The following is a 24,092-nucleotide window of genomic DNA, read 5'->3' as shown; positions in this document are numbered from 1 at the left end:
GTGGCCGGACCCGGCGTCACCGCCGGCGTCGGCCGCACCGCCCTGCTGGTCGCCCACGCCCGCGCCCTGGAGGCCCGCCGCCCCGACCCGCTCGTCGTCGACCCGTACGCCGAGCACTTCGTCCGCGCCGCGCCCGGCAGCGCCGACTGGCCCCGCGACCCCTCGCAGGTCGTCCCCGGCGACCCGGTGTGGGACCGCCTGGCCGGCTATTTCGCACTGCGCACCCGTGTCCTGGACGCCCACCTGCTCGACGCCGCCGAGGCCGGCGCACGCCAGGTCGTCCTGCTCGGCGCCGGGCTCGACTCCCGCGCCCACCGCCTTCCCTGGCCTCCCGGCACCACCGTCTGGGAACTCGACCGCCCCGACGTCCTCGCCTTCAAGCAGCACGTCCTGAACGAGCTGTCCGCCGCCCCCCTGGCCGACCGCCGCACCGTCCCCGCCGACCTGCGCGCCGACTGGACCACCGCCCTCCGCCGAGCCGGCCTCGACACCGCCCAGCCCACCGCCTGGCTCGCCGAAGGAGTCTTCCTCTACCTGCCCGCCGAGACCGAACTCCGCGTCGCCACCGCCCTCGACTCTCTCAGCGCTGCCGGCAGCACCCTCGCCTACGAGATCAAGACCGGACTGGAGTCGCCGGCCGTCCGCGCCCACCCCATCTACACCGCCACCCGCGACCGCCTCGCCATCGACCTCCTCGCCCTCTTCGCCCCCGGCCCCCGCCCCCAGACCGCCGCCACCCTCACCACTCTCGGCTGGGCCACCACCACCCGCACCCCCTTCGACCACCCCACTCCCCGCCTCCCCCACCCCGACCCCCACGACCCCCTCAGCACCAACCGCTGGATCACCTGCCACAAGGGAACGCCCCCGAACGGCTAGCTGTGTTGCCCTGTGAGGGTCGGGGCGCCCGAGGCAGAGCGACGGGGTGTGGCGACCTCGACTCTCGGATGCCGTCGGCGTACGGACGCCCGGCAGGGGGAGCTCGGCCCGACGAACTCGACCGGATCGCGCTGGCCCCCGGCCGGACGGACCCTGACGCGCAGCGCGTCGCGGACCCTGTCCACAGGGCCGTCCTCGTGCCACCAGGTGAAGTACCAGTAGACCGTCTGCCAGGGCGGGAAGTCGTTGGGCAGGTAGCGCCACTGGCAGCCGGTCCAGGCCACGTACAAGACCGCGTCCACGATCCGCCGACGCGGGTGCTTCTCCCGCCGCCCGCCCTTGACACCCGTCCGCGGCGAAGGCGGCAACGGCTCGACGGTCGATGGCGACAGCTCAAGTCCCCGGCGGGCGGGACCGACCCCGAGACCTGTGCCACGCGAGTGATCGACCACCTGCCCGCCGACACCGCTGCGGTTCTCCTTGCGCCTGGATCGTCACCCAGGCTTCAGGGACTCCGCGAAGATCAGTGCAGCTCAACGTGTCAGATCCACTCCGCCGGGGGAGGCCGCACCTGTGTCCGAAGGAGGGCGACGCGCGTCGCGGGCGGACGTTCCGCGTCGTCCCGGCCGGTGTCACCGCCCGCGCTGCCGTCCGCCCGGCCGATCAGTCACGACCATGGGATCCGGGCCGGCTCAGAGCCCGATGTGGACGCCCCACCCCGCCGATTCGCCCGGCAGCGCCCGGAAACGGCGCATCACCTCAGGGTCGTGGCCGGGAACCAGGATGTGGTCCTTGCGCTCCGCGAGGTCACGTAGTGCGTCGTAGGTCCGGTACATGCCGACCAGATCGGTGAAGATCGAGAACGGACGGTCCCGGTCCAGCTCTTCGTAGAGGTGGGCCGCGTCCGCCGCCAGCACCACCACGCCGCCGGGGGTGGTGACGCTGAGGATCTGCTGGCCAGGGGTGTGGCCGGGCAGACGGAGTCCTTCGACGCCGTCGGCGACCGTGTGGTGCTCGCCGACGAAGCTGACGCGCTCCTCGCGGACCGCCTGTTCGATGACCGCGATGTCATCGGTCTCCACCGACACCGAAAGCGGCCTGCGTCTGCCGTACGTACTGCGCCAGAAGTCGTGTTCGGTTTCGTCGACCACGAGTTCCGCGTCGGGAAAGTGCCGGACGTTTCCGATGTGGTCGTAGTGGTAGTGCGAGAGAACGATGGTTGAGACGGTGGCGGGGTCGATTCCGACGCGCCACAGTGCCTCCCGTGGCCCGGCGAACCGGGTGATGCCGCGCCTTGCGCCGACCGCTTCGGCGAAGCCGGTGTCGAACAGGATCGTCCGGCCACCACCACGGATCACCCAGAAAAAGTAGTCGAGGTCGGACGGGCTGTCCGGCTCGCCATAGGTCGGATACCGGTAGTACCAGCGCTGCTTGGTGCCGGTCTGGGTGGCGTACCGGACGGCGATGACCTCGTACGGGATGCGCTCACCCATGGCTGCCTCCCATGCCGCGAAAGTGCCAGCGCAGCAGATACCGCTCGACCGCCACGCTCAGCGCGTTGATCAGGTAGCCGACCACGGCCAGTGCCACGATGCCCGCGTACATCTGCGCTATCTGGAGGTTCTGCTGCGTGTTCACGATGTAGTAGCCGATTCCGCTGTTGCCGGTGATCATGTCAACGGCGGTCGCGACGCTGATGGCGAGCGCCAGGCTGGTTCTGAGTCCTACGAAGATCACCGGCGCGGCACAGGGGAGGATGATCTCGACGGTCTGGCGCCAGCGGTTCAGGCCGAAGGTTTCACCGGTCTGGCGCATCGTCGCCGGCACTCCCTGAACGCCGTTGACCGTGCTGATGAGGATGGGGAAGAAGGCGGACAGCAGGATGCCGGTGGCCTTCATCTCCGTGCCGATTCCCAGGGAAAGGATGAGCAGCGGGACGTAGGCCAGGACCGGCACCGGGCGTACGAGTTCCACGATCGGCTCCAGAGCGGAGTGGACCGGGCGTATCAAGGCCATCAGCGCGCCGATCAGCACGCCGAGGACGACGGCGATTCCGTATCCGATGCCCACGTTGGCCAGCGTGGCGCCCAGAGCCGGCAGGAGTGTTCCGTCTTCGAGCGACCCGACGCCTTTGTCCAGCACGTCCGCGGGGGACGGGACGATCGGTGAGTCGATCCAGCCCCGGGACACGGCGACCTGCCACCACAGGACGGCCAGCACGACCAGCACGATGCCGAGCAGACGCGACGTCGCCAGCCGCAGCAGCCGCGCGCCGGCCGTCGGGCCTGGCAAGGGCCCGGACACGGCCGGCTCCGCCGCGCGGGCTGCGGTGTCCTGGTCGGATGTCTCGGTCAGGTTCATGCCTTCGCCCTCCGCACGGTGGCCGGCGGGTGGTCCCCACCGCCGTCGGACATCACCTGGGCCGTCAAATCCCGCCTGAGGCGCAGGAACTGGGCCGATTCCCGGGTTTCCAACTGGTCACGGGGGAACGGCAGATCGACGGCCAGTTCCCGCTGCACGCCGGCGCCGCCGTCCGCGCGCACGGTCACGACGCGCTCCGACAGATAGACGGCTTCGTCCACGTCGTGGGTGACGAACAGTACGGTGATCCCCGTCTCCGCCCACAGTTGGAGCAGGACATCCTGCAGTTGGGATCTGCTCAGGGCGTCGATCGCGCTGAACGGCTCGTCCAGAAGCAGCACGTCGGGGCGCGAGGCGAGTGCCCTGGCGATGGCCAGCCGCTGTTTCATGCCGCCGGACAGCTCCCAGACGTGCTTGTCCCGCGCGCTGAGCAGGCCTACCTGGTCGAGGCTCTCGTCCACGTCCAGTGCGGCTCGGCGCGCGGACCCGCGTGCACCGTGCCTGTGCCCCCATCTGATGTGGGACTCCACCGACTTCCAGGGGAACAGCGACTGGGCGGCGTCCTGAAAGACATAACGGATCGAGGGCGTCGGACCGGTGATCTGCGCGGACCCCAGCGCAACCGTGCCCTCGCTCGGCCTGATCAGGCCGGCGACGACCTTGAGGAGCGTCGACTTTCCCGAACCGGACCTGCCGACGAGTGACACGAACTCACCGCGCCGCACCTGGAGGGAGATGTCTCGGACGGCCCAGCGGCCGACACCCCGTGCCGGGGCGTAGTACACCCCGACGCTGTCAAGGCGCAGCCCGGAGTTCGCATCGCCGCCGGGTACCCGGTGGGTATCCACTACTTCTCCGTTGCCGTGGGGTCGGTGTTCGCCGCGAGTTGCAGCGGCTTGTCGAGCACGCCGAGCTTCGTGGCGAGGTCCAGGCCCTGCTGTGTCTGGCCGACATCGAGGGCGCTGTCGAGGAATACGGGGTACGGCATCTTCTGTACGAGGTCGTTCACCCCCGTGGTGGTGGCCAGCGCGGGAATGTCGAAGTGTGCGTACGCCTTGAGGATCGCGGCCCGCTTGGCGGGGCTGGCGCTGTTGGCGTACGCGGCGCCCTTGCGAACGGCGCTGACGAACTTCTTCACCGTCTCCGGATGGGCCGAGGCGTACTTCGAGGTGGAAAAGAACCCGGCGATGAGCGCGTTCGGCGGTAGCAGGCCCTGGGTGGAGCCGATCTCCTTGAAGCCGTACTTGCTCACGCCCTCCGCGTCGTAGGGCGGCGGCGTGAGAATGGCGTCCACCGACTTGCCCGACAGCGCTTGGAGCGCCGCGGGGCCGCCGGCCACGGTGACGAACTTGACCGAGGTAGGGTCGACTCCGGCGTCCGTCAGCCACTTCGCCACGAACAGGCGGGTCTGGGGCGTCCCGTTGACTCCGATCTTCTTCCCGGCGAGCGCCTTCGCGTCCTTGACGGACGAGTCCTTGGGCACCAGGAAGGACGAGGCTCCGCGGGCTTCTGTGCCGTCCGCCGTCTTCCATGTGTTCGAGTTGGCGCCGGCCAGCAGCTTCAGCGAGAAGCCGTTCTCCACAGCCGAGGCCCAAGCGAACAGGTCGCCGTAGAACATGTCCTGAGAACCACCGACGGTGGCGGAGACGTTGGCCGATCCGTTGGCCAGGAAGTTGAGCTTGACATTCAGTTCCTCCGCTGTGAAGTAGCCCTGGTCGAGTGCGGCGAACAGGGCCAGCGCGGAGGTTGTGGGGACGGCACCCACCTTGAGCGTCACCGCGGCGTTGCCGTCGCCGGACGCTTTGGCTGTCCCGGACCCGGAATCGGACCCGGAATCGGACCCGGAGCAACCGGCGGCGGTGACGGCCATCATGGCCACGCCCGCTGTCAACAGCCAGAGACGGTGACGCGTACGACGCGGCTTGAACATGGATGAGGACATGGGTCATCTCCTGATGTGCGTGAGAGCCCACGGCGGTGCGGGGGCGGTGATGGGACCACGGGTCAGCGGCCGCCCCGCTGGGGAAGGCCGGTTACAACTGGGAGAGGAAGATAGGATCCGGAATGCCGCGCAGAGACTCGGCGGCGGCCTTCAACTCGATGGCCGCCGCTTCGACGGCCTCGTCGGAGAGCCGGGAAAGCGGACCCTGGATTTCGAGGGCGGCCATCGGCCGGCCTTCCATGTCGAATACGGGGCAAGCCACTTGACGCAGCCCGGCCGCAGGCGGCCCGTCATACACAGCAAACCGGTTGAATCCCACGAGTTCGGCGTGCGCGTGAGGGGAATCGGCGCCATCCGAACATCGGCCCGGATCGTGGGTACCGCTGTTGATGACCTCCTGGCGGAGTTCCGGGTCGAATGCCAGCAGGCAATGCCCCATCGCGCTGCCCTCGAAACTCTCGGTGCGTCCGATCCCGCCGGTGAACCGCAGCGGTGCGTCGGACGGAACCGAGAACGCCACGGTGACGCCCGTACGCCCGCGCACCCCGAACGCGGCCGTCTCGCCCGTCCGCCTGGCGAGGGTCTGAAGCGTCTCCATCACCCGGGCGGAGGCGCTTGAGGCGAAGGAACTCCTCGCCAGGTCGAGCAGCAGGTTTCCGGGAAGGTACTTGTCGGCCGCGGCGTTCCGGCACAGCAGATTCGCATTGCACAGAGTCTTCAGGAGGCGGTACGCCGTGGTGGTGTTCAGACCGGTCTCGCGCGCGAGGTCGCTCAGCCCCATGCCGTCGGAAGACTGGGCCACGACCCGGAGCAAGGCTGCGGCCCGCATCACCGACTGCACCTCGCCGCTGCGCGGTTCAGCGACCGCTGCCGCCGCGCTGTCTCGCAGTGGTGCCGTCATGGCGGATGTCTCCCTCGTTTCGTCCCCGCGGCCCGCCGTCAGGCGATTGCGGTGATCCGGTTCTCCACGATATTCGAGTATGCCGAGTCATCCGGGATGAGGTCCCAGGAGACCATCCAGTCGTACGTGCGCCGGAACTGTTCCTGCCCGTAGGGCTGCGGAGGGACGAAGCGGAGCCGGTCGGGTGCGAAGTCCTGTGGCGTCAGGCTCACTTCGGCCTGAATTTCGGCCGGAAGGGCCTCGATCAGGTAGTGGACCCAGGCGAGCGGGTCCGTGCGGAGGTCCTCGACGGCGCGGTTGATGGCGCGGTTGATGGCCCCGAAGGTCTCCTCTGTGACGCTCGGCGCCGCGATCTCGGCGCCCACATAATGGGCCTCGGCGATGCGCTTGAAGCCGAGCTTCTCCGAGACGGTGATCCACGGCTCCATCAGCGCGACCGCGTCGATCGTCCCGTCCCGCAGCGCCTGGAAGCGATCGTACGGGGAGCCCGCGTGCACCACCTTGATCTCTTCACGCGGCAGGAACCCCTCCAGCATCTGCAGGGCGATGTAGTGCGACCCGTGGTGGAACTGTACGCCGACGGTCAGGTTCGCCAGATCCTGCGGGTGGCTCACCTCGGAGCCGGGAAGGACGAAGATCGCCTGGCTCGCCACTGCCGCACGCTTCGAGACCACCTTGCCGCCGCGGCGCGAATCGTGTGAGCGGCGCACCTGACCCCATTCGCAGGCCCGGTATATCTCGGCCTTTCCGCTTTCGAAGGGTGAGACCGCCCCGAACGCGTCGACCAGGCGGTGGTCTTCGACCGGGACTATTCCTGCCGGGGCCGCCCGCTTGTCCGAAATGAATTCGACGTCGAGATCCTCATCCGTGAAGTAGCCCTTGTCGCGGGCGACCAGATAGGGGAGGGAGAAGATGTTGCTTACTGCCTCGGCTTGAACTTTCGTGGTCAACGACTTGACCCCTTTCGTGGAGAAAATCCCAAACATGCCGCCTGTCCGGCTTGGGCGTGATTCAGGATAGGTGACCCCCCTCCGTCTGTCAACGCGATGCGGAAAGGCTTTTCGCATCGCGCAACGCTGGGTGGTGCGGGTCATCCGACCGTGCGCGTCGGGGTCCGCGGGACGGGCGGAGCTGGGTCGATCGCCCCGCCGAGTCGGGAGCCCGCACGGCGACCGGCGTCCGGATCGCGCCGAGCCGTCAAACGGAGGGAGAAGGGCGAGAAGGTGAGGGGGCCGACGAAGGGTGGCCGGCTGCCCTGATCTTCGCGATGGGGCGGGCGTTGGCCGGCGCTGTCCTGGCCGACCGTGGGAAAGCCGCCCGGCGCAGGGGCCGGCGGGAGACAGCCACAGAGAGCACCGGGCCAGGAGACGAGGGCCGGGCGTGCTCGTTCAGCGACAGACGGAGCCGTTGTGAAGACAGAAGTCCAGGTACCGGCGCCGCGACAGGAAGTCACCAGCGGTGGTCATATCCCGAAGTATGTGTACAGGTATCAGCCCATGTCAACGCATCGCCTTTCGTTGACATGGGAGTGTGTGCCATCCCACTTCCCGGCAGAATCCCAGGTCAGCGCGGAGCCATAGCCGTGTGGGTGCCGACGCGGAACCGGGCTCCCGTGCCGGGCATGGCCGGGCCTCAGGTGCGGCGCGCAACCGGGCGTCCCCGTCCGGTCTCGGGCGGGGCGCAGTGCGGCAGGGTCACCGCGACGGCGCGGACGGCGGGGTGTTTGCAGTGGATCACGTGGTGTTCGCCGCCCGTTTTCCGCCGGTCGACCGGCGACGGACCGGTGTCGGTCCCCCTGTTTCGCGCGGATGTGAGAACCGTCCACGCACACGCGTGACGTGTCGTTGCAGAGGACGTACAGGCCGCCCTGGAGGCAGAGCCGGTCCGGCACCGGCTGCGGTCCCGGTGACCGCTCCGGCCGCCGCGGCAGCAACGGCAGCAACGGCAGCAACGGCTCGATCAGAGCCCACAACTCATCGTCCACGATCCACTGTCGCGCACCCCCCGTTGCGCTGACGGGTTGAGTCTGGCCACTACACCGGCCGGCGATTCGCCGCCCCGGCAGACCGGTTCGGGGTCCGTCTGTCGGTCGGCCGCACCGGGCAGTGCTGGGACAACGCACCCGCCGAAGCGTTCTCCGCCGCCGTCGAACGCGAACGGCTCGACACGACCACCTGGCCCAGCCGGGCCGCCGCACGCACCACGATCTTCGACGACCCCGCCTCCTCCAGCCGCCGCCGGGACCAGCGGACGCGAGCAGGGGAATTTCCGGCGCGCGCTCTCCCCGCACGCGATCGTCGCCATACTGACGCCGAGCCGGCGGGCTGACTCACGTCGGGCCGGTCCACGACCGCGCTCGGCAGGTCTTTGCCGTCAGCGGGCCACGGTGAAGTTGAAAATGTCACCGTCGAACTTCCCGTATCCCTCGTAATCGAGCAGGTCGTACAGGTCGGCACGATGCTGCATCCGACCCAGTTGGCTCTCCAGCGAGCCGGTGGCGGTGAGCTCGTCGAGCGCGCGGCCTGCCGCACCCATCGCCAAGCGCAGCAACGACACCGGCCAGATCACCATGTTCACGCCAACGTCTTGCAACTGGGCGACCGTGAACAGCTCCGACTTGCCGAACTCGGTCATGTTCGCCAGGACCGGCACGTCCACGGCTTTACGGATGGCCGCAAACTCGTCGAGGTCGCGCATCGCCTCCGGGAAGATCGCGTCAGCGCCGGCGTCGACGAGCGCTCTGGCGCGATCGGCCGCGGCCGCAAGCCCCTCAACGGCCCGAACGTCCGTGCGAGCCATGATCAGCAGGTTCTCGTCACGGCGGGCTTCCACCGCGGCACGGATGCGCTTGAGCGCGGTCTGCTCGTCGACGACTTGCTTGCCGTCCAGATGCCCGCACCGCTTCGGGTTCACCTGGTCTTCGATGTGCAGCGCGGCGACGCCGGCGTTCTCCAGCTCCTGCACGCTGCGGGCGACGTTCATCGGCTCGCCGAATCCGGTGTCCGCGTCGACCAGTACCGGCAGCTCGGTCGTGCGTGCGATCTGGGCCGAACGGCCGGCCACCTCGGTCAGGGTCGTCAAGCCGATGTCGGGCAGGCCGAGGTCTGCCGACAGGACGGCCCCCGAGACGTACACCCCGTCGAACCCGCGCTGCTCGATGAGCCGCGCCGACAGCGGGTTGAACGCTCCCGGCATCCGCAGGATGCGGTTCTCGGCCAGGCGCTCCCGAAGCGCCTGCCGCTTCGCGGCGGCGGTGCTTTGTGCGTACAACATGGGGCCTCCTCGTTGCGGCTGGTCGGCAACCGTGACAGCCTCGCGGGTCACACCACCCAGAACGGTCGCCCCGGCTCACGAGCGGCAGCACGTGAACCGCTACGGACGAATGGTAGAACCGATACGCTCGGATCTCTAGTGTTTGCCGCGTCGAACGCTACAATTCTCGGTGTAAATGAACGAACCTTTGGTGTCGATGATGCGGACGTGAATGCAGCGATGACTTCCGATGAGAGCCTCCCGAGTGCTCCGACCGACCTGACCAGCGCGCGAACCGGGTTCACGCGAGTCAAGGCCCGCCGCGGGTTCCAGGAGATCGTCAACCAGGTTCGCGCAGAGATCGCCGCCGGCAACTTGCGCCCTGGCGACAAGCTGCCCAACGAGCGCGATATGGCGCAGATCTTCGGCGTCGCCCGGCAGAGTGTCCGTGAGGCCACCAGGGTGCTGGAGCAGGCCGGCCTGGTCACCGTCAGCACCGGCGTCACCGGCGGGGTGTTCATCGCCAAGGGCGACACCTCCGTCGTCACCCGCGGGATACATGACCTCGCGTTCTTCGGTCAGCTGTCGCCTGCCAGCCTCCTGGAGACCAGGATCCTCATCACGAGCGAGGCCGTGCGGCTGGCGTGCGAGCGCGGGACCGAACGGGACTTCGAGGAGCTTGATGCCGACATCGACGAGACCGAGACGCTCACCGCTCCGGCCGACATGGAGCGCCGGGCAAAGCAGATCGTGAACTTCTACCGGATCCTCGGACGGTCGACGCACAACGAGGTCTACGCACTGCTCATCGACGCGCTCACCGACATCGTCGCCGCTCGCCTCGCTGTCGTCGGCCACGGTCCGCAGCACTCCGTGGTCGCCACCCGACGCCGCATTCTGGAACTCATCCGCGAGCGGGACGCCGAGGGCGCGATCGAGGAGCTCGTCGCGCATCTTGAGCGCCTGGAGGCCTACATGTCCGAGCAGGAGCGTGACCAGAAGCGCGACCGGCCCCGATCTGCCAGCCCGCTGGCAGCCGGCTGAGTCCCGACAGCCGGCTGCCAGACGGTCTTTCGAGCCGCTCACGAGCCCTCACCACACGCCCCCGACCCGGACCCGTCGCTACCGTGCACGACCGCCGGTCACCGCGGATAGACCGTGCCGTCGAACAGACGCCGCCACGTACGGAAGATCGAAGCCGACCTCACCCCGGCAACGGCCGAGCCCCCACCGTGATCGGTGTCGGGCTCCGCCGCGACCGTGATGACTCCGGACGGGGTTCCCAGCCGCAGAGTCGGCCTCGCGCCGGCGATGTCGTGCAGGATCGTCCCCGGGATCGCGGCCGCCGCCGCGGCGCAGATCGCACCGGTCATCGGTATCGCGCGATGCGGCTGGCCGCTGGACATCATCCGTATCGCCAGATCGGACTCGTCGCCCGTCACGGCGACCCCGTCGAGCGTGACGAAAGCCCGGCCCGGCGCGACGACGGCGATGAACGGCACCACCGGCCTCGCCGCGGCCGTGTACCGGTCGGGCGCGATCCCCATCGCCACCGATGCGCTGAGCCGGATCGACATCAGCGTCTCCAGCACGTCGCCGCGGCGTTCGAGGTCTTCGGGCATCTCCACGCCGGTGAGGCCCACCGCCTCCGCGGACACGAACGCGCAGGCGTTGGCCGCGTCGACCATCGACACAGCGAAGGTCCCGTGCTCAGGCGTGGACAGTTCGACGGTCGCGGCCCCGGCGGGCAAGAGGGTGCCCGTGGTGGCCCCGCCGGGCGCGAGAAAGTCGAGCTTCACCGGTGCCCCCGTGCCGGCTACGCCGGGAATGGCGAGTTTCCCGGCGCTGACTGCCCGACCCTGCCGGACCTCGAACGTCGCGTGCATGATCTTGTCGGTGTTGACGTTGCGGATCCGGACCGTCGCCGTCCCGTCCTCGACGACGACCAGGGCTTCGTCGACCGCGAACGGGCCGATGGCCGCCGACATGTTGCCGCAGTTGCCGGCGAAGTCGACGACCGACTCACGGATCTGCACCTGCGCGAAGGTGAAGTCGACGTCGGCGTCGGGGTGATCGGACGGTTCGACGATGCAGACCTTCGACAGCGAGGACAGTCCGCCGCCCATGCCGTCGAGCTGGCGCCCGGTCGGGTCGGGGCTGCCCATCGCGCGGAGGAAGATCGACGCCCACTCCTCGCGTGCGGGCAGGTCCGCGCGGTTGAACACCAGAGCTTTACTGGTGCCTCCGCGATAGAAGGCGGCGCGATAGCCGCGGTCTTCGCTCATCATCAGTACGGCCTCGGTGACGCGGCCGCGCGGGCGCGGACCGGCAGTGTCATCTGCCCGACGTCGTCGATGCCGATGGTCACCGAGTCTCCGGGCCCGACCGGGCCGACGCCTTGCGGCGTGCCCATCGCGATGACGTCTCCCGGGAACACCGGCACAACCGACGTGATCAGTTCGATCGCCTCCGGCACGTCGACGATGAGATCGCGCAGCGGGGCGCGTTGGCGCAGCTCGCCGTTGACCGAAAGCCGACTCACGAGCCCCTCCAGCGGGCCGACCTCGGCGGCGGTCACCAGGTACGGGCCGACCGGCGTGAAGCTCTCGAAGGACTTGCGCATGGAGCGCTCTTCTTCGAACTCCCCCGGCTCTATCCGCATCGTGAGGTCGATCAGCGTCGAGAACCCGAACACGAGATCCATCGCATCGGCTCGCGGCACGTCGCGGCCGGACTTGCCGATGACGACCGCGAGCTCGCACTCGTGATCGAAACGGCGTGCGGACCCGTGCGGCAGAACGATCTCCTCGCCAGCGCCGATGACGGAGCCGGCGCTCTTGAGGAAAAAGCCCTGTTCGCGGGCGGTGCGCCCCTTCGACACCGAGCGCGTACCGAGCTCGGTCAGGTGCTTGTGGAAGTTCGCGGGCAGGGCGAACAACTGCCTCGGGGCCGGGCTCGCGGCACGGAGGGTCACGTCGGCCACACGGTGCGCCTGCGCGTGGTCCTCGGCTGCGGCGCGGACCTGCGGCCCGAGCTCGTCCCAGTGCTCGATGAGCCAGTTGATCCGCTGAATCGGCCACCGTTCGAACAACTCGGGCAGAACGGCGCTGACGTCGACGACCTCGTCACCGACGACGACTCCGACGCGGTAGTCGTTGAAGACGGCCAGTTTCACCGGCTGATCGTCTCGTCCTGCACCGGGCGCTCGACGTAGAGGCCGGCCGCGCGCAGCAACGGGGAGTCGTCGACGCGGAACAGCCGCGCGTCGGCACCGGAGGCGTTCTCGTGCCGGTGCGGGGCCCAGGACGGGATCGCGAAGAAGTCGCCCTTGCTCCACTCGAATCGCCGGCCGGCCACCTCGGTCGTGCCGGAACCGTCGATCACCCAGTAGACCTTGCTCCCCGTGTGCTGGACCGACCGGCCTCGGAAGCCGTTGCGCAGCAACTGTGTCTTCATCGACAGCGTCTTCATGACCGGGTTGCCGGTGGTCGGGTCCTGGTATTCGAGGATGACATCGTCGACCGGGTCGGCCGGCAGTCCGGCGGCCTGCGCGACGGCGGCATCCGCCTGGGCCTTGGGGTAGGCCAGCAGCGGGTTGTCGTTGCCGGTCGCGACGGCGCCGACCGGGCGCAGCAGGCCTGATCCGAACCTGCGGTAGCCCGCGTCGGGGACCTCGTCGACCGGCTGCACGTCGGCCGAGTAGTTCTCGAAGAAGATCGAGTCGAAGAAGCGCACGAGCGAGATGTCGAGGACGTCGAGCCAGATCATCGGCTCCTCGCCGTGATGCACATGGTCGTGCCAGTCCCAGCTCGGGGTCAGCACGAGGTCGCCGGCGTGCATCTCGTAGTTCTCACCGTTGACCGTCGTGCGGCAGCCGTGCCCGGACATGACAAACCGGAACGCCTCGGGCGTGTGCCGGTGCGCGGTGGCGACCTCGCCCGGGAGGATGTACTGAATCGAGGCCCAGAACGTCGGTGTCGTGCCGAACTCCAGGCCGGGGTTGGTGAGCTTGAGAGTGCGACGTCCGCTGCCCGGGGCCAGCGACAGATGCTCGCTCAGCTCGTCGATCAGGCCCGACAGCTGTGACCACTTCCAGTGCATCGGCACCATCGTCGGCTTCGGCTCAGGTGTGAAGATCGGTACGTCGCCGGGCTGCTGAATCCGAAGACCGACCGCGGCGAGGCGCTCGGTGAAGTCCGTTGTGCTCGTGTCAGTGGTGTCATGCGTTGTGGAGGTCAAGCGACTACACCTCTCTTTGCTCGAATGGTTCTACCGTTTAGACTAAAGCGGGTCACTTGGTCGAAGCAACCCCTCCCGATGGGGCCGTGAAGAGCTGGTTTCAGGGCAGGTTGGCCACGAGGAAAAGGCGGAGCGCAGTGGTACGTGCGATAGGGATCAGCCGTTACGGCGACGCGAGCGTCCTGGAGCAGTGGGACCGGCCCCTCACCCGCCCGGGACCGGGTGAGGTGCTGGTTCGCGTCGAGTTCGCCGGGATCAACTTCATGGACGTCCACACCCGGCAGGGCAAGTACGCGACCTCGCACACCTATCCGGTGCGGCTGCCGACCGGCCTGGGGATGGAGGGCGCGGGGATCGTCGTCGAGGCCGGCGACGGCGTGAGCGGTTTCGACGCCGGGGCCCGCGTCGCGTGGTGTCTGTCGTGGGGGAGCTACGCCGACTACGCGATCGTGCCGGCGCGGCGCCTCGCACCGGTCCCGCCGGAGCTGGAACTCTCCCAGGCAGCCGCGTCGATCTTCCAGGGCCTCACCGCTCACTATCTCGCCCACGATGTCGGCCGTCTCAGTCCACGCAGCACCTGTCTGGTGCACGCCGCATCCGGCGCTGTGGGACGGCTGTTGGTGCAGTACGCCCATGCGCTGGGCGCGACGGTGATCGCCTCGACGAGCTCGCCGGCCAAGGCCGAGATCGTCCGTAACCTCGGCGCGGACCACGTCCTGCGCTACGACCAGCCCAACCTCGCCGACCAGGTGCGGGCGTTGACCGGCGGCGCCGGTGCCGACGTGGTCTACGACGCGATCGGTTCGCCGACGCTGCGCGAGAGCATCAGGGCCACCGCCGTGCGCGGGCTGGTTGTCAACTACGGCTCGGTCGCCGGCAACGTCGATGATCTGAGCCCGATCGAACTCGGCGAGGCAGGGTCGCTGTTCCTGACCAGACCTCGGCTCGCCGATCATGTACGTGACCTGGAGACCTTCCGATCGCGTGCGGCCAGCGTGTTCACCGCGCTGGCCCGCGGCACCCTGTCGGTCGAGCCCGGCCCGGTCTACTCCTTCGACCGGGTCGCCGAGGCGCACGCGGCGCTCGAAGGACGCCGTCAGCAGGGCAAGTCGCTGCTGGACCCCCACCGCTGACGGCCTGAACCGCGAGGTCATCCGGCCCGCCACCGCGGCCCTAGCCGTCGCTGCCCCGGCCTGGAACCTCCGGCACCGGCACCCGGACACCGGCCCGAGCCGGCGGCGCCTCGGCGCCGGCCCAGGCCCAGGCCCAGGCCCAGGCCAACGATTCGTGCCAGGCGCCGCGCACCAGCGCGGCGGTTCCGTTCTCGGTCACGATGACGCCTCCCGCGAAAGCGGTGGGACGCGGTCGGAGGCGACCGCGTGGACGGCAACAGGGGCAATGACGGTGGCCGGCCGGGCCGGCACCAGGTGGGCGGCCCGTTCGCGACGGGGTCGGCCTGTTTGCGGGTCCCGGCCAAGCCCCCTCAGGGCGGCCGGCCGGTCCGGGGTTTCCCGGGCCGGCCGGTCCGGTCAGAGCTTGCAGGCGCTGTCCGCGGCCGGCGACACGTCGCCGACCGGGATTTGGCGCACCGTCTTCAGCTCGGGCTTGCCGTTGACGATGCTGACCTGCACCAGCACCAGCGGGCGCAGCGACTGGTGGTCGGCGGCACGAATCTGGATGGGCCCGGACAGCGTGTTGTGCGTGGACCCGGCCAGCGCCTTGATGATCTTGTCCGAGTCGGTCGAACCAGCCGTGTTCACGGCCTGCCCGATGACCTCGAACGTCGAGTACACGTCCGCGGGCAGCCACCAGGCCGCAACGCCCTTGTTCTGGGGCGGGAACTCCTTCAGGAAGGTCGCGGCCTCAGCCGAGGCGGAGTCCGGGTTCCACGTGAGCACCTCCTGGACGCCCTTGAGCGCACTGCCTTCGGCGAGGTCGGAGGCCGACAGCAGCGATTCGCCGAGGATCAGCTTGTAGGAGGGGAACAGGCCGAAGGAGTTGGCCTGTTTGGCGAAGGTCTGGCCGTCCTCACCGGACAACGGCACCAGCAGGGCGTCGGCCGGACTGGCTTTGAGCTTGCTGATGTAGGGGGCGTAGTCGCTGGCGCCGTTGGGCGTGAAGACCTGCTTGACGATCGTGATGCCGGCCGCCTTCGCCTGCCGGGCGAACTCCTCGGCCGCCCCGTGTCCGGTCGCGTCGTCGGCGGCGACGATGTCCCACGTCTTGGCGTTCTTGGTCAGGCCGACGCTGATCGCGCCACGCGTGAACGTCACGCTGCTCATCGCGATGCGGAAGTAGTTGTTCGAACAGTTCGCCGCGGTCAGGCTCGGGTCCTTCGAGTCGGCGTCGAGGACCACGACGCCGAGCTGCGACGCCTGCTTGCTCAGCGCGGCGGCGATGGCGGAGGTGAAGAAGCCGGTGATGAAGTGGACGTTGTCCTCCCGGACGGCGCGACTGACGGTCTGCACCGCGTCCGCGGGTGTGCCGTCGTTCTCGATCGGGACGACCTCCAGCTTCTGTCCGCCGGGGGTCTTGATGTTGGCGGCGGCGGCCTTGGCGGCCGAGATGGTCTGCGAACTCACGAGGGCGAACGTCGGGTTGTTCGAGGACAGCACGCCGACCTTGATGACGTCGCTGCTCTTACCACCACCTCCGGACCCGCTTGACGAGCAGGCGGCGACCATGGCGGCCAGCGCCACAGCGGACAGCGCGGCACCGACGCGGCGCGTCGACTTCCGAGAAAACATCTGAGCTCCATTGCTGATGGTTCGGACGTACGCGGGTGAGGATCGCCCGGCCGAGGACATGGCCGGGCGACGGCAGCTGGGCTAGAGCGCGAGCAACTGCTTGACTTCGTCGTTGTCGAGGTTTGCGATGGGTTCCTCGTGGGTGGCGACACCCTTTTCCAGGAGTACGAACCGGTCGGCGACCCGCCGGACGAGTCCGAGATGCTGCTCGACGGTCAGCAGGCCGACGCCGGAGCGCTGTACTTCGCGCAGCGCCTCGGCCAGCTCGTCGATGATGACCGGCGCGAGCCCTTCGGAGGGTTCGTCGAGCAACAGCACCTGCGGGTTGGCCATCAGCGCGCGGCCGATGGCGAGCATCTGCTGCTGACCGCCGGACAGCTCCGTGCCGAGTTTCCTGCGCCGCTCCCGCAGGATCGGGAACAGGTCGTTGACGGTGTCGATGCTCCAGTGCCCGGCGCGGTCGGCTGCGGCGCCGAGCTTGAGGTTCTCCTCGATCGTCAGATTCGGCAGGATGCGGCGCCCTTGCGGTGACATCGACACTCCTGCCCGCGCGGGTCGGTAGGCGCGCGAGCGGGTCAGGTCGTTGCCGCCGATGCGGATCGTGCCCGAGCGGATGCGCGGCACACCGAACACCGAGTTCAGCAGCGTCGACTTGCCGGCGCCGTTGCGGCCGATGACGGCGACCGACTCCCCGGCCGCGACGGTGAGGCTGACCTCGCGCAGCACGATGCCTTCGCCGTAACCGGCGGTGAGCGCGTCGAACTCCAATGCGGTCATGCGGCGCTCCCGAGGTAAGCGGTGATGACCCGGTCGTCGCGGCGCACGTCTTCGGGTTTGCCGCTGGCGAGCACGGTGCCGAGGTCGAGCACGGTGACGGTGTCGCAGGTGGCGAAGACGGCGTCGACGTCGTGCTCGACGATCGCCGCGGTGACGCCGCGGTCCTTCACGAGAGCGGCGACATGCTCGAACAGCGACAGCGTCTCGGCGGCGGACAGTCCGGCGCCGGGCTCGTCGAGCAGCAGCAGCGTCGGGTTGCCGACGAGGGCCAAGGCGATGTCGACGCGCCGCTGGTCACCGTAGGCGATCTCGCCGGCGACGCGGTCCAGGACCTCGCCCAGGCCGAGCGCGTCGGCGATCTCGGTGGCGTCGGTGGCCTTGCTGCGCCCGGCGACGAGTTCGAGCTGCTCGCGCACGGTCTGCGTCGGGAAGATGCTGGTGCGTTGGAAGGACCGGGAGATGCCCTGCCGGCGGCGCCAGGTCACAGAACGGGTTGTGATGTCCGCGTCGTCGAGGTACACGTGTCCGGTCGTGGCCTTCACCCGGCCGCTGAGCGCGTCCATCAGGGTGGACTTGCCGGCCCCGTTGGGTCCGATAACGCCCTGCACGGTTGCCGACTCGATCTGCACGGTGACGTTCTTCAGCGCGGCGACCTTGCCGAAGGACACGCTCAGGTTCTCAGTGCGAAGCATCGGGAGTCTCCTTCGAGTGGCTGCCGACGGTGCGGCGGGCGAGGCGGAACAGGTCTCCGACCGCGCCGAGCAGTCCGCGGCGCAGCAGCACAATGGCCACGACGATGCCGATCCCGGTGTAGAGCTCCAGCTGCCCGGCCTGTCCGAACTCGCTTTGCGCCCACGAGAACAGCACCGATCCGGCCATCGGCCCGGCCGGGAAGCTGGGGCCGCCGAGGAAGGAGCTGAAGAGGATGTCGCCGCCGGAGGAAAGGCCGAGCAGGTCGGTGGAGGCGAACGCGTAGTGGGCGGCGCTGAGCGCTCCGGCGATGCCGGCCAGTGCTCCGGCGATGGTGAAGATGAGAACCTTCGGCCAGAACGTCTGGAACCCGGCGAACCGCATCCGCTCCTCGTTCTCCTGGATCGAGCGTGCGATACGGCCGAACCGGGAGTGCTCGATGGCATAGGCGACGACCACCGCCAGCAGTGCGCAGATCCAGGCCAGCGGCCAGAACGACGACGGGGAGAACAGGTCGTGGCCGTTGATTCCGAACAGGGTGTTCTTCTCAGTGATCAGCAGGCCGTCGGTACCGTGGGTGACCGAGCGCAGACCCTGGGAATTGACCAGCTGGATGAGCAGCTGGCTGAACGCCACCGTCATGATCGCGAATCCCAGATGCCCCGAGCGTACGGTCAGCATGCCGACGATGGCCGACAGCACGGTGGTGGCGACCACGGCGAGGACGAAAGCCGACGTCATGGACAGGTCGAGGGAAGTGCAGGCGATGGCGAACATGTACGCGCCGCTGCCGTAGAGTGCGCCGGCGCCGAAGTTGATGAGCCCGGTCTGCCGCATGAGCAGGCCGACTCCGGTCGCCGCGACGCCCTGGACCAGTCCTTGTCCGAGCAGGTCGACGGTCTGCGTACCGAACCCGAACGACGGGACGAAGAAGCCGACGACGGCGACCAGCACGAACACGCCGGAGACGATCAGCAGCCGGCGGCTGACGTGGTGCCCGCCCGTCGGGCCGCCGCGTCGGGGTGCCAGGACCTTCTCAGCCACGGGCTTGAAGGCTGTGGTGTCGGACATGTCAAGCCTCCCGGCTTCGGCCGAGACCACGCGGGACCGCGATCAGCGCGATGAACGCGGCGAGATAGGGGATCGTGCTGGAGAAGCTCGGCACCCATTGCGCGCCGAAGGTTTGGACGAAGCCATAGACGATGGCGATGACGAACGCGCCGCCGAGGCTGCCGACACCCCCGACGACCACGATGATCAGCGCCGTGATCACCATGGAGTCGCCCATTGAGGGCGAGACGGTGATGTACGGGCCGGCCAGGGCGCCGGCGAGGCCGGCACATGCCATGCCCAGGGAGACGATGAGCAGACCGATGCGGTCACTGTTGACGCCCAGGATCTCCGAGGTGCCCGGGTCCTGGCTGAAGGCGCGTACGTACATGCCGGTGCGGGAGTACCGCAGCCAGCAGAACAGACCGATGGAGAACGCGACGGCGACGCCGATGACGAACAGCCGGTAGGTCGGATAGTGCGTGCCGAGCAGCGCGGTCGTTCCCTGCAAACCGCTGGGCAGTGCGGTGGTGTGGCTGCCGCCGCCGTAGACCTTGACGATGACCTGGTCGATGATGATCGACAGTCCGAAGGTCACCAGGGCCATGAGCGTCGGATTGAGCCGGCCCATGAGCGGGCGGAGCACGACGAACTCGAACAGAATTCCGATCAGCCCCATGATCACGGTGGCCCCGACGAGTCCAACCCAGAAGTTCATGTGACTGGTGAGGGTGTAGGCGAAGTAGCCGCCGACCATGTACAGGGCGCCGTGGCTGAAGTTCATGACGCCGCGCAGCCCGTAGATGATCGCCAAGCCGGTGACAACGAGAACGTACAGACCGCTGATCGCGAGCGCGTTGAGGATAGAGACGCCTGTCACGTCGAGCGCTCCATCGTCCCGAGCTGGGCGGCTGGGTCGTCTGGCACCGTCACGCGCGTCGTCATTGTCATGACCTCTCCCGTCACTGCGAGCAGAGCGGCGTCACGCCGCCCTTGCGCTCACGTTACGTCCTTGAGTCGATTGTCCCGAGGTTCGGATGGTTCTACCATACGATCAACCCCGACGTGAACAAGGTACGTAGCAGAATTCGGCAGACGATTCCGAGTCGAGATCTGACCCACCCCATCTGCGCCCCCTGAGAGCCCACGCAGGGCCCTCACCTTGGGTACCTAGGCGACTCGGGGCCGTGACGAAGCCAGGAGAGGCGCCGATCAACGACCTGGTCGCCGGTTCCGCACCAGCCCTTGTTTTGGTCGAACCATTTCATTAGGCTGCCGATGCTTCCCAGGACGGCGCCCCCGTGAGTCGCCGCAGAGGCCGTCGAAAGGTGATCGATATGCAGGTTCCCGTTCTTGTGGTCGGCGCCGGGCCGGTAGGACTGGCGTTGGCCGGGGACCTCGGATGGCGCGGAGTGAACACGTTGCTCGTCGAGCGCACCGACGGCGCGGTCACCCAGCCGAAGATGGACATGGTCGGGATACGGTCCATGGAGTTCTGTCGCCGGTGGGGCATCACGGACTGGGTCGAGTCGGCCGGCTACAACCGCCACTACACCCAGGACTGTGCCTGGGTCACCGACCTCAACGGCTACGAGTTCGGCCGCGAGCCCTTTCCGGCGCCCGCCGACGAGAAGCCCCCGCCGCACAGCCCGCAGCACCGCGAACGCTGCCCACAGAACTTCTTCGACCCGGTCCTGACCCGTTTCGCCGTTGAGAACGGGAGCGACATCCGCTACAACACCGAGCTCGTCGACTTCACCGACCTCGGCGACCGGGTCGTCGCCGTCGTGCGTGACGCAGACGGCACGACCAGCGAGATCGAGTGCCAGTACCTGATCGGGACCGACGGCGGCGGCAGCCGGGTGCGGGACAAGCTCGGCATCGAGATGACCGGCGACGGCGTGCTCACCTACACGACCAACGCCGTGTTCCGTTGCGACGGCCTGGAGTCGCTGCACCACACCAAGGCCGCCTACCGGTACATCTTCATCGGCGAAGAAGGCACCTGGGCGACGCTCGTCGCGATCAACGGCAAAGATCAGTGGCGATTCTCGCTCATCGGCGACGGGGACAGGCGGCTGGTGTCGGAGGAGGAGATGCGCACGGCGATCGTGCGCGCGGTCGGGCGCGAGTTCGACTTCGAGATCCTGTCGATGCTGCCGTGGGTCCGCCGCCAGCTCGTCGCCGACCACTACCGCTCGGGGCGCGTGTTCCTCGCCGGCGACTCAGCGCACCTGACCTCGCCCACCGGTGGGTTCGGCATGAACACCGGCCTGCTCGACGCCGTCAACCTGTCCTGGAAGCTCGCGGCGGTCCTTGACGGCTGGGGCGGCGAGACACTGCTCGACTCCTACGAGACCGAGCAGCGGCCGGTCGCCATCCGCAACGTCACCGAGGCCGGTGACAACCTCAAGCGCATGTTGCAGCCGCGTGTCGCGAAGCCCGAGGCCGCGGTCTTCGCCGGCGACAGCGCCGAAGCCACGCAGGCCCGCAAAGAGTACGGCCAGCGCTACACCGAGATGATGGCCCGCGAGTGGTTCACGATCGGGATCCATCTCGGCTACCTCTACGAGGGGTCGCCGGTGATCGTCCCGGACGGGACCCCGGCACCGGAGCTGACGGTCTCCACCTATACGCCGACCGCGCGGCCCGGTTCGCGAGCGCCGCACGTGTGGCTGTCACCGCAGCGGTCGACCCTGGACGAGTTCGGCCTGCGGTTCGCCCTTCTGCGCTTCGACGCCGCAGCCGACGCCGGCCCGCTACTGGCGGCCGCACAGGCCGGCTCGGTGCCGATCCGCCTGGTCGACGTCGACAGCGCCGAGGCCGCCGCGCTGTACGAGAAGCCGCTGGTACTGGTGCGCCCGGACGGACAGGTGGCGTGGCGCGGCGACGACGCCGCCGACGCGGCGGCTATCGTCGAGACGGTCTGCGGCCTGCGCGGCACCGACCGGACCTCCGAAACCGCGGTGAAATGATGAGCACGCCGGAATCCCCCACCCGGGCCGCGCTGCTGCCGGGCAAGGTCGCCGTCGTCACCGGCGGCGCCGGCGCGATCGGCCGCCAGATCTGCCTGACGCTGGCCGCCGAGGGCGCCATCGTGTACTGCTGCGATCTCGACCCCGACCGCTGCGGCCAGGTCGTCGATGCCGTGCACTCCGCCGGCGGCCGGGCCCACGCGCTGGTCGGCGACATCGGCGACCAGGCCACCGTCGAGTCGCTGTTCGGTACCGTGCGCGCCGGAGCGGGACGCCTCGACGTGCTCGTCAACGGCGCTGCCTGGATCGTCTACGAGCTGATCGGCGAGATCGCCGAGCCGACGATCGACCGGATGATCACGGCCGGGCTGAAGTCGATCGTGTGGACGACCCAGCAGGCGATCCCCTTGATGCGGCACGCCGGCGGCGGCTCGATCGTCAACATCTCCTCTTCCGCCGGCGTCCGGCCGGCACGCCGGCAGTTCGTCTACTCCGGCATCAAGGGCGCCGTCGGGTCGATGACGGTGCAGTCCGCGGTCGAACTGGGCCCCGACGGCATCCGCGTCAACGCCGTCGCCCCCGGCCTGGTCGTCCACGACGGCAACCTGGCCCGGCTGTCGCCGGCGTTCATCGAGGCCCGCCGCGCCGACACCCCGCTGGGACGGCTCGGCCGGTCCGAGGACATCGCCGGTGCGGTCCTGTTCCTGGCCTCGGAGCTGAGCTCGTTCGTCTCCGGTCAGACGATCACCGTCGACGGAGGTCGGCTGTTCGCGGGCTGACCGACCCGGCATCAGCCAACGCGCCGGACCACCGGGACCAGCGCGCACAGTGCGGGACACGAAGGAGAAGCGGCGTGACCACCAACCCCGCAGGGCATGACGAGCCTGCCGAGTCCGACGGCGAACTGACGACCGACGTCGTCGTGATCGGCAGCGGCGCCTCCGGCAGCGGCGCCGCGCTGGCCGCCGTACGGGCCGGCGCGAAGGTCACCGTGCTGGAGAAGCGCGAGGTCAACGGCGGATCGGCGTCGTACTCCGCCGGCGGGTTCTGGACCTTCCGCGCGTATGAGATCTTCCGGCGCCTGGCCCCGGAAGGCGATCCGGCGATGCAGCGCAAGCTGTTCGACGGCTACCCCGACGCGGTGCGGTTCCTGCGCTCGACCGGCATCTCGGTCGCCGACGAGCCCAACATCACGCAGGTCGGCAATGGCATCAGCCACAAGATCGAGATCCAGGACCTGCTGGACCACGCGTTGCAGGCTGTGCGCGACAGCGGTGGGGGCGTGCTGTTCCAGCACGCCGCGAAGCAGCTGATCTTCGACGGTCGCACCGTCACCGGTGTCATAGCGGTGCGCCCGGACGGAACGCGGCTGCGGGTCAACGCCGACGCGGTCGTACTCGCCAGCGGCGGGTTCCAGGGATCGCCGGAGCTGCGCGCGCGATTCCTCGGCAGCGAGTACGACCGGCTGCTGATCCGCTCCAACCCCGGCAGCGTCGGCGACGGATTCCGGATGGCGACCGGTGTCGGCGCGTCCGGCTCCGGCGGTCTGTCCGGGTTCTACGGACACCTGCTCGCCCACCCGGCCGCTGTGTTCACCCCCGAGCACTTCCGCCCGCTGACGCAGTACCACTCGGCCGAATCGATCCTGGTCAACCGCCTCGGTGACCGGGTGATGGACGAGACCATCGGCGACGCCGTCCTTGCCCAGGCGATCTCCCGGCAGCCGGGCGCGTCCGGTGTCATCGTCTTCGACCAGCACGTGCGCGAGACGACGGGTACCGCCGAGCCGGCGCCCGGCGTCGGCCGCGTCGACCGTTTCGCCTATGCCCGCGGGCACGGGGCCCGCGTCGCCGAAGCCGACAGCCTTGCGTCGCTGCTGGACGAGGTCGCCTCGTGGGGCGTCGAGCGCGAACGCCTTGAGCGCACCGTCAACGCCTACTCCACCGCCGTGGCCGACAAAAAGCCGTTCGCCGCCGGCGTCCCGGTCTCACCCCGCGCCCGCGCCCCGCAGACGGCCCCGTTCTACGCTGTCGAGGTCCGCGCCGGCATCACCTTCACCTTCGGCGGGATCAAGGTCTCCCCCGACGGCGCCGTCCTCGACCACGACGGCAGTCCGGTGCACGGGCTGTACGCCGGTGGCGCGGACGTCGGCGGCATCTCCGGCGGCGGGTACGCCGGCGGCCTCGCACCCTGCTTCATCACCGGGATGTGGGCCGGCGGCTCGGCAGCGGCCCGTGCAGGTCACGCGCAGGCTATTGTTTAATATTGAAGGGACTTCA

Annotated in this window: 23 protein-coding genes and 1 pseudogene; 6 read left to right on the top strand and 18 right to left on the bottom strand. The window is 68.9% G+C overall.

From position 1 onward, the window contains the following. The gene (locus RLT57_RS26720) at window positions 1-879 is read left to right on the top strand and encodes an SAM-dependent methyltransferase (protein WP_311299798.1); all 879 of its coding nucleotides are present in this window, start codon (window positions 1-3) and stop codon (window positions 877-879) included. Here the strand turns inward: RLT57_RS26720 and RLT57_RS33510 are convergent. The 9 genes and pseudogenes from RLT57_RS33510 to prpB form a co-directional block, all read right to left on the bottom strand. Then, on the bottom strand, window positions 876-1,247 hold the full coding sequence (locus tag RLT57_RS33510; RefSeq protein WP_399129464.1) for a transposase: 372 nt from the start codon (window positions 1,245-1,247) through the stop codon (window positions 876-878). The two genes, RLT57_RS26720 and RLT57_RS33510, sit on opposite strands and share 4 nt — an antisense overlap. Window positions 1,248-1,571: 324 nt before the next feature. Further along, window positions 1,572-2,372, bottom strand: a complete 801-nt coding sequence (locus RLT57_RS26710) for an N-acyl homoserine lactonase family protein (RefSeq protein ID WP_311299797.1) — start codon at window positions 2,370-2,372, stop codon at window positions 1,572-1,574. After that, window positions 2,365-3,240, bottom strand: a complete 876-nt coding sequence (locus RLT57_RS26705) for an ABC transporter permease (RefSeq protein ID WP_311299796.1) — start codon at window positions 3,238-3,240, stop codon at window positions 2,365-2,367. Before RLT57_RS26705 ends, RLT57_RS26710 begins: the two co-directional genes overlap by 8 nt. After that, entirely contained in the window at window positions 3,237-4,088 is an 852-nt protein-coding gene (locus RLT57_RS26700; RefSeq protein ID WP_311299795.1) for an ABC transporter ATP-binding protein, read from the bottom strand. Before RLT57_RS26700 ends, RLT57_RS26705 begins: the two co-directional genes overlap by 4 nt. Beyond that, window positions 4,088-5,182: an ABC transporter substrate-binding protein gene (locus RLT57_RS26695; protein ID WP_311299794.1), complete on the bottom strand. Its 1,095-nt coding sequence runs from the start codon at window positions 5,180-5,182 to the stop codon at window positions 4,088-4,090. The genes RLT57_RS26700 and RLT57_RS26695 overlap by 1 nt, the downstream gene beginning before the upstream one ends. Before the next feature lie 91 nt (window positions 5,183-5,273). Next, window positions 5,274-6,083, bottom strand: a complete 810-nt coding sequence (locus tag RLT57_RS26690) for an IclR family transcriptional regulator (protein WP_311299793.1) — start codon at window positions 6,081-6,083, stop codon at window positions 5,274-5,276. A 38-nt stretch (window positions 6,084-6,121) separates the two neighbouring features. Beyond that, window positions 6,122-7,033, bottom strand: a complete 912-nt coding sequence (locus RLT57_RS26685; RefSeq protein WP_311299792.1) for an ABC transporter substrate-binding protein — start codon at window positions 7,031-7,033, stop codon at window positions 6,122-6,124. A 781-nt stretch (window positions 7,034-7,814) separates the two neighbouring features. Further along, window positions 7,815-7,908: pseudogene (locus RLT57_RS33505) on the bottom strand (IS5/IS1182 family transposase); the annotation flags it as partial. A 548-nt stretch (window positions 7,909-8,456) separates the two neighbouring features. After that, on the bottom strand, window positions 8,457-9,356 hold the full coding sequence (prpB, locus tag RLT57_RS26675) for a methylisocitrate lyase (RefSeq protein WP_311299791.1): 900 nt from the start codon (window positions 9,354-9,356) through the stop codon (window positions 8,457-8,459). Window positions 9,357-9,575: 219 nt separating this feature from the next. Here prpB and RLT57_RS26670 point away from each other — a divergent pair, with 219 nt between their 5' ends. After that, on the top strand, window positions 9,576-10,379 hold the full coding sequence (locus RLT57_RS26670) for a FadR/GntR family transcriptional regulator (protein ID WP_311299790.1): 804 nt from the start codon (window positions 9,576-9,578) through the stop codon (window positions 10,377-10,379). Window positions 10,380-10,477: 98 nt separating this feature from the next. On the opposite strand, the gene RLT57_RS26665 is transcribed toward RLT57_RS26670, so the two are convergent. The 3 genes from RLT57_RS26665 to RLT57_RS26655 are packed head-to-tail and all read right to left on the bottom strand — an operon-like array spanning window position 10,478 to window position 13,574. Continuing rightward, entirely contained in the window at window positions 10,478-11,623 is a 1,146-nt protein-coding gene (locus RLT57_RS26665; protein WP_311299789.1) for a PrpF domain-containing protein, read from the bottom strand. Beyond that, a complete protein-coding gene (locus RLT57_RS26660) occupies window positions 11,623-12,510 on the bottom strand; it encodes a fumarylacetoacetate hydrolase family protein (RefSeq protein WP_311299788.1) in 888 nt (295 codons plus the stop codon). Before RLT57_RS26660 ends, RLT57_RS26665 begins: the two co-directional genes overlap by 1 nt. Beyond that, entirely contained in the window at window positions 12,507-13,574 is a 1,068-nt protein-coding gene (locus tag RLT57_RS26655) for a cupin domain-containing protein (protein ID WP_311299787.1), read from the bottom strand. Before RLT57_RS26655 ends, RLT57_RS26660 begins: the two co-directional genes overlap by 4 nt. Before the next feature lie 137 nt (window positions 13,575-13,711). On the opposite strand from RLT57_RS26655, the gene RLT57_RS26650 reads away from it, so the two are divergent. Beyond that, window positions 13,712-14,707, top strand: coding sequence for a quinone oxidoreductase family protein (locus RLT57_RS26650; RefSeq protein ID WP_311299786.1), 996 nt, complete (start codon window positions 13,712-13,714; stop codon window positions 14,705-14,707). Between the two features lie 40 nt (window positions 14,708-14,747). On the opposite strand, the gene RLT57_RS26645 is transcribed toward RLT57_RS26650, so the two are convergent. The 6 genes from RLT57_RS26645 to RLT57_RS26620 form a co-directional block, all read right to left on the bottom strand. Further along, window positions 14,748-14,906 carry a hypothetical protein gene (locus tag RLT57_RS26645; RefSeq protein ID WP_311299785.1) on the bottom strand — a complete coding sequence of 53 codons (159 nt, stop codon included), beginning with the start codon at window positions 14,904-14,906 and terminating at the stop codon, window positions 14,748-14,750. Between the two features lie 197 nt (window positions 14,907-15,103). Next, window positions 15,104-16,321, bottom strand: coding sequence for an ABC transporter substrate-binding protein (locus tag RLT57_RS26640; protein WP_311299784.1), 1,218 nt, complete (start codon window positions 16,319-16,321; stop codon window positions 15,104-15,106). A gap of 81 nt (window positions 16,322-16,402) precedes the next feature. Next, window positions 16,403-17,098 carry an ABC transporter ATP-binding protein gene (locus RLT57_RS26635; protein WP_311299783.1) on the bottom strand — a complete coding sequence of 232 codons (696 nt, stop codon included), beginning with the start codon at window positions 17,096-17,098 and terminating at the stop codon, window positions 16,403-16,405. Next, window positions 17,095-17,790 carry an ABC transporter ATP-binding protein gene (locus RLT57_RS26630; protein WP_311299782.1) on the bottom strand — a complete coding sequence of 232 codons (696 nt, stop codon included), beginning with the start codon at window positions 17,788-17,790 and terminating at the stop codon, window positions 17,095-17,097. Before RLT57_RS26630 ends, RLT57_RS26635 begins: the two co-directional genes overlap by 4 nt. After that, the gene (locus RLT57_RS26625) at window positions 17,777-18,859 is read right to left on the bottom strand and encodes a branched-chain amino acid ABC transporter permease (protein WP_311299781.1); all 1,083 of its coding nucleotides are present in this window, start codon (window positions 18,857-18,859) and stop codon (window positions 17,777-17,779) included. The genes RLT57_RS26630 and RLT57_RS26625 overlap by 14 nt, the downstream gene beginning before the upstream one ends. Window position 18,860: 1 nt before the next feature. Beyond that, window positions 18,861-19,718, bottom strand: coding sequence for a branched-chain amino acid ABC transporter permease (locus RLT57_RS26620; protein WP_311299780.1), 858 nt, complete (start codon window positions 19,716-19,718; stop codon window positions 18,861-18,863). 457 nt (window positions 19,719-20,175) lie between these two features. On the opposite strand from RLT57_RS26620, the gene RLT57_RS26615 reads away from it, so the two are divergent. From RLT57_RS26615 to RLT57_RS26605, 3 genes are all read left to right on the top strand, one after another. Next, window positions 20,176-21,813, top strand: coding sequence for an FAD-dependent monooxygenase (locus tag RLT57_RS26615; protein WP_311299779.1), 1,638 nt, complete (start codon window positions 20,176-20,178; stop codon window positions 21,811-21,813). Further along, window positions 21,813-22,592, top strand: a complete 780-nt coding sequence (locus RLT57_RS26610) for an SDR family NAD(P)-dependent oxidoreductase (protein ID WP_311299778.1) — start codon at window positions 21,813-21,815, stop codon at window positions 22,590-22,592. Before RLT57_RS26615 ends, RLT57_RS26610 begins: the two co-directional genes overlap by 1 nt. A gap of 74 nt (window positions 22,593-22,666) precedes the next feature. Beyond that, window positions 22,667-24,076, top strand: a complete 1,410-nt coding sequence (locus RLT57_RS26605) for an FAD-dependent oxidoreductase (RefSeq protein WP_311299777.1) — start codon at window positions 22,667-22,669, stop codon at window positions 24,074-24,076. The last annotated feature ends 16 nt before the right edge of the window (window positions 24,077-24,092 follow it).

The sequence above is a fragment of the Streptomyces sp. ITFR-21 genome (assembly GCF_031844685.1).
Taxonomy (GTDB): Bacteria; Actinomycetota; Actinomycetes; order Streptomycetales; family Streptomycetaceae; genus Actinacidiphila.
Note: the sequence above shows the minus strand (reverse complement) of the source record. Positions and strands in the feature narration are given on the sequence as shown.

Bases quoted from the DNA above. Each gene is read 5' to 3' on its own strand.
- RLT57_RS26635 (WP_311299783.1), bottom strand. From the start codon at position 17,098: ATGACCGCATTGGAGTTCGACGCGCTCACCGCCGGTTACGGCGAAGGC.
- RLT57_RS26610 (WP_311299778.1), top strand. From the start codon at position 21,813: ATGAGCACGCCGGAATCCCCCACCCGGGCCGCGCTGCTGCCGGGCAAG.
- RLT57_RS26665 (WP_311299789.1), bottom strand. From the start codon at position 11,623: ATGATGAGCGAAGACCGCGGCTATCGCGCCGCCTTCTATCGCGGAGGC.
- RLT57_RS26710 (WP_311299797.1), bottom strand. From the start codon at position 2,372: ATGGGTGAGCGCATCCCGTACGAGGTCATCGCCGTCCGGTACGCCACC.
- RLT57_RS26625 (WP_311299781.1), bottom strand. From the start codon at position 18,859: ATGTCCGACACCACAGCCTTCAAGCCCGTGGCTGAGAAGGTCCTGGCA.
- RLT57_RS26615 (WP_311299779.1), top strand. From the start codon at position 20,176: ATGCAGGTTCCCGTTCTTGTGGTCGGCGCCGGGCCGGTAGGACTGGCG.
- RLT57_RS26640 (WP_311299784.1), bottom strand. From the start codon at position 16,321: ATGTTTTCTCGGAAGTCGACGCGCCGCGTCGGTGCCGCGCTGTCCGCT.
- RLT57_RS26630 (WP_311299782.1), bottom strand. From the start codon at position 17,790: ATGCTTCGCACTGAGAACCTGAGCGTGTCCTTCGGCAAGGTCGCCGCG.
- RLT57_RS26695 (WP_311299794.1), bottom strand. From the start codon at position 5,182: ATGTCCTCATCCATGTTCAAGCCGCGTCGTACGCGTCACCGTCTCTGG.
- prpB (WP_311299791.1), bottom strand. From the start codon at position 9,356: ATGTTGTACGCACAAAGCACCGCCGCCGCGAAGCGGCAGGCGCTTCGG.
- RLT57_RS26670 (WP_311299790.1), top strand. From the start codon at position 9,576: ATGACTTCCGATGAGAGCCTCCCGAGTGCTCCGACCGACCTGACCAGC.
- RLT57_RS26690 (WP_311299793.1), bottom strand. From the start codon at position 6,083: ATGACGGCACCACTGCGAGACAGCGCGGCGGCAGCGGTCGCTGAACCG.
- RLT57_RS26705 (WP_311299796.1), bottom strand. From the start codon at position 3,240: ATGAACCTGACCGAGACATCCGACCAGGACACCGCAGCCCGCGCGGCG.